At 43.9% G+C, this 3,941-nt stretch carries 2 protein-coding genes; both read right to left on the reverse strand.

What is annotated here, in order from left to right:
• Window positions 1–306: 306 nt before the first annotated feature.
• Window positions 307–1,743, reverse strand: coding sequence for an NADP-dependent isocitrate dehydrogenase (locus tag IM479_RS04815; protein WP_287687497.1), 1,437 nt, complete (start codon window positions 1,741–1,743; stop codon window positions 307–309).
• A gap of 230 nt (window positions 1,744–1,973) precedes the next feature.
• Window positions 1,974–3,482: a glycosyltransferase family protein gene (locus tag IM479_RS04820; RefSeq protein WP_287687498.1), complete on the reverse strand. Its 1,509-nt coding sequence runs from the start codon at window positions 3,480–3,482 to the stop codon at window positions 1,974–1,976.
• Between the last annotated feature and the right edge of the window lie 459 nt (window positions 3,483–3,941).

The raw sequence follows: 3,941 nt of genomic DNA on the forward strand, positions 1-3,941 counted from the left end.
AACGCTTGACAGGGGAATAGAGGTGAAGGGGGTATTTTGTTCGGTGCTAGACTGATATTTGAGTAAGCCAGACAGGAGCCAGAAAAAGATATTTATCAGAAAAGTCATGATCAAGCTAGAGGTTTAAAGACTGATCGGGTTCCAATTATTTTTATTAATAAATATTTAACACAATTCATACCAGGTAAGCAAGAGGGCTACGGCACTACTACCGAATCATTACCTATCTCCCCTTGCCCCCCCGACATCGGTAGGGCTGTTTCATCCGAAAAATAGGGCAGTTTTGAGGCTACCCTAACCAGAAAATTAATCGCCAAAATGGGAGATAATCGCATCGGCAAATTCGGAACATTTCAGGGGAGGATTAACGGGGGGTTCCATCAGACGCGCTAAATCGTAGGTAACTTGTCGATTAGCGATTGCCGCTGCGATGCCTTTTTTAATCAAATCGGCCGCTTCTTGCCATCCCATGTATTCCAACATCATTACCCCAGAAAGAATCACCGAACCGGGGTTAATTCGGTCTAAACCAGCGTGTTTAGGGGCTGTTCCGTGGGTTGCCTCAAAAATAGCGCAAGTATCGCCAATATTCGCCCCAGGTCCCATACCCAAACCACCGACGATCGCCGCTGCCGCATCGGAGAGATAATCACCATTCAGGTTCATGGTAGCGAGGATCGAGTATTCATCGGGACGGGTTTGGATCTGTTGGAAGATACTATCGGCAATGCGATCGTTGACCATAATTTTATCTTGCCACTGTCCCTTGCCGTGGGTTTCCCAGATAGCATCGAGAACAATGGTCACTTCTTGGCAGATTTTGGCTTTTTTCTCGTCTGTAAGGGCATCATAACCCGGTTCCACCATGCGGGCGTTATCTTCGATGCTCAGATCGGGGTTTTTCTCCTTATTGCTCAGTATCCATGACTCCATCTCAGTAACGCACACATCCCGGAATTCACTTTTAGCTAATTCATAACCCCAATCCCGAAACGCCCCTTCGGTATATTTCATAATGTTACCCTTGTGGACGAGAGTAACTTGATTTTTCGGTTTGGGTAAAGTCAGCGCTCGTTCGATCGCCCGGCGGACTAATCTTTGGGAACCTGTCTTACTAATCGGTTTGATCCCGATACCCGCGTCGAGGGGAATTTGTTTTTTACCATGTTCGGGAGTGGCGGGAATTAGTTCCGTGTTGAGATAATTAATCAGTTTATCGGCGATTTCCGTGCCTTGTTTCCATTCGATGCCGAGATAAATATCCTCGGTATTTTCCCGATAGACGATGACATCGAGCTTTTCCGGGGTTTTATGGGGGGAAGGGGTTCCCGCATAGTAACGACAGGGACGAACACAGGCATAGAGGTCAAAAATTTGCCGCAAAGCCACATTCAGGGAACGAATGCCGCCACCGATCGGAGTGGTCAAGGGACCCTTGATGGCAATACCATATTCTTTAATCGCTGTCAATGTATCTTGGGGTAGATATTGATAGGTCCCGTAGATTTCGCAAGCTTCATCGCCAGCATAGACTTTAAACCAATGGATTTTCCTTTGACCACCGTAGGCTGTGGCGATCGCTGCATCGATAACTTTTTCGGTTGCGGGCCAGATATCGACTCCCGTACCGTCACCACGAATGAAGGGAATGATGGGATCGTCGGGAACTAGAGGTTTTCCGTCAGAAAAAGTAATTGTCGAGCCTGTTGTCGGTGGGGTGATTTTTTCGTAGCTCACAGTCATGGGCTTCCAGAAACAGTGTTTATCCATACGTTGGGAGTCTAGCGCCGTCAATATCTATACTCAGGGATTTTGGGTAATTTCTTAAAGATTCCTTTGCTGGCATCTCCGTCAAAACAACCTAGAGGAAAAGCCTGAAACCGAGACAGAGACTAGGGTTAAGCCTAGAGCCGCCCGCCCGACGGTCAAATGTGTAGATACTTACTGTGAATTGTCCAAAAACTTATTTTACCCTATTTTTCCCTTGCATCATACTTATTTGGAATGACTATATTATCTGAACTAGGACGAACAATCTGTCTTTTACTTAGCTGTTGCCAAATATCTACTAGGAAGACTAGCAAGAACAGATGAACAGCACCTAGAAACTGATGTCTTTCAAAGATAAAGAAGAACTTGGGTAATAAGGGAATATTCGGCGGTTGTTGAACACCTAAATACTGTTGTGCTTGTACTACATAAGCATTAGAGACTTGGGAATAAAGAAAACAACCGTAGGCAAAAGCAGCAAATAAAGAGGCGAGTAGGGCGCGTCTGGATACTAGCAAATCCTGATAGTAGAGCCAGATAATACTCATCAGGATAAAAGGATAACCTATATAGAGATAGCGCTGATGAGTACCACTGAGAAGAATATTAAAACCTAGGTAACTTAGTCCGTGGAAAAGGCAGAGAAGTGCCATTAAATAGGTAGTATTATATTTAGGGTTAATCGCCTCGGTTTTGGTGGCGAGAATTTGCCAAATCTTGATTAAACCTGTACAGATAAGAAAACCCATGAAACCAGCATAGAGTAAAAGTCCTGCTTGGTAAGGACTGATACCTTTTTTCCAGCTACCTAGTTGCAAATCCATAAAAGGTACTCGGGAGGAAGCGCGGGGTTCTAAACCGAGAAATATCCAGATATTAAAGCCATTTCCTGAGATTTTGTCACCGTGACCACTACCAGATTTTAAGACAAAGAGGAAACTAGACTGAATCAGTCTGAGGGGAACTGCAAATAAGCTATCTAGGTAGAGGAAAAATCCGAGGCTTAAAAGTAGAGTTGCTCCCAGCCAGATTAAGCCTTTAGTCTGGTATCTTTGCTGGAATTTGTAACCTGTGGTCAGGATAACTAGGGCAAAAAAGGGTAGGGAAAAAATAAAGAGTTGTTTAGTGAGAATGAATAGGACTAAACTAAACATCCCCAGGAGAAACCAGAGGATATTTTTGAGGAGGGTGTTTTCCTCACTCCAAGATTGGAAGAAAGCAATGGTAGCCAGGAGGCAAAATAATAAGCCTACGTTGTCAATCTGTCCCCAGAGAGAACCTGCTGCCCAGAGAAATAGCACTAGGGTAATGCTGAAACCGATGATTACGGGGCGTTTGAATTTTAAGATTCTTGCTAGGTAGGTGAGAAGGAGAAAATTGACAGCGTCAACAAACGCTAGGTAAAAACGGAAGTAGTAGATAGCTTCGGTTTTTTCGCTAATTCCCAATAGGGATTTTATCGCTGCAATTACTCCGCCGCTTGCCAGTATACCTATACTAGGATAGTTGGGGACTTTGGGAGGACAATCCATGTATACTTTACCTGCCGCAAGACAATCCCCCCATCTACTAAAGAGGAAAGTATCGGTAACGTGGTAAATGGGGAGAAAATAGACTAAAACAAAAGGGAGGGCTATTCCTAGCGTATAGGCAAGGGGGATGAGGAAATTATTTTTTTCCCCTCGGTTGGTTGAGTCTAGAAAGTTTTTCATTATTCTCGAAGTCGTTGAGCTTTTCTGGTTCGGTATATTTTCAGAGAATTTTGGCGGTTTCCAGGAGATATTTCTCTAGTTGGGCTTTTTCTTGCAGGGTATCCCTAGCATGGCTTTTTTCCTTGTTTTTCTTTCTATTTTCTCACAACTTCGTCAATGAGTAATTATACTCATGTCTGAGTGGGATGCGGCCTGTAGTTTTCGATGATAGTTTAGAGACAGTAAAAAATGGTGGAAAATACTGGTTATCGCCCTGCACTGACGATGTTTTTCAGCAGTCCAGAGTAAGGTTTGATTGATACGGGAGTAAGTGTCAAGGTTATCGAAAATTTGGGTTAAAACCCCGTCGTTTTACGACGGCTTTAAGCTACAATGGAAAAAGCGATAACCAAGCTAAAAACTGAACCTTGACCACAGATAGTAGGGGGTTTCGTTCAGAAAAGACTTCAAATTCGGCCT

Origin of the sequence: Microcystis sp. M165S2 (assembly GCF_020245885.1) — a bacterium.
Taxonomy (GTDB): domain Bacteria; phylum Cyanobacteriota; class Cyanobacteriia; order Cyanobacteriales; family Microcystaceae; genus Microcystis.

Coding starts and splice junctions, on each gene's coding strand:
- IM479_RS04815 (WP_287687497.1), bottom strand. CDS start 1,743: ATGACTGTGAGCTACGAAAAAATCACCCCACCGACAACAGGCTCGACA.
- IM479_RS04820 (WP_287687498.1), bottom strand. CDS start 3,482: ATGAAAAACTTTCTAGACTCAACCAACCGAGGGGAAAAAAATAATTTC.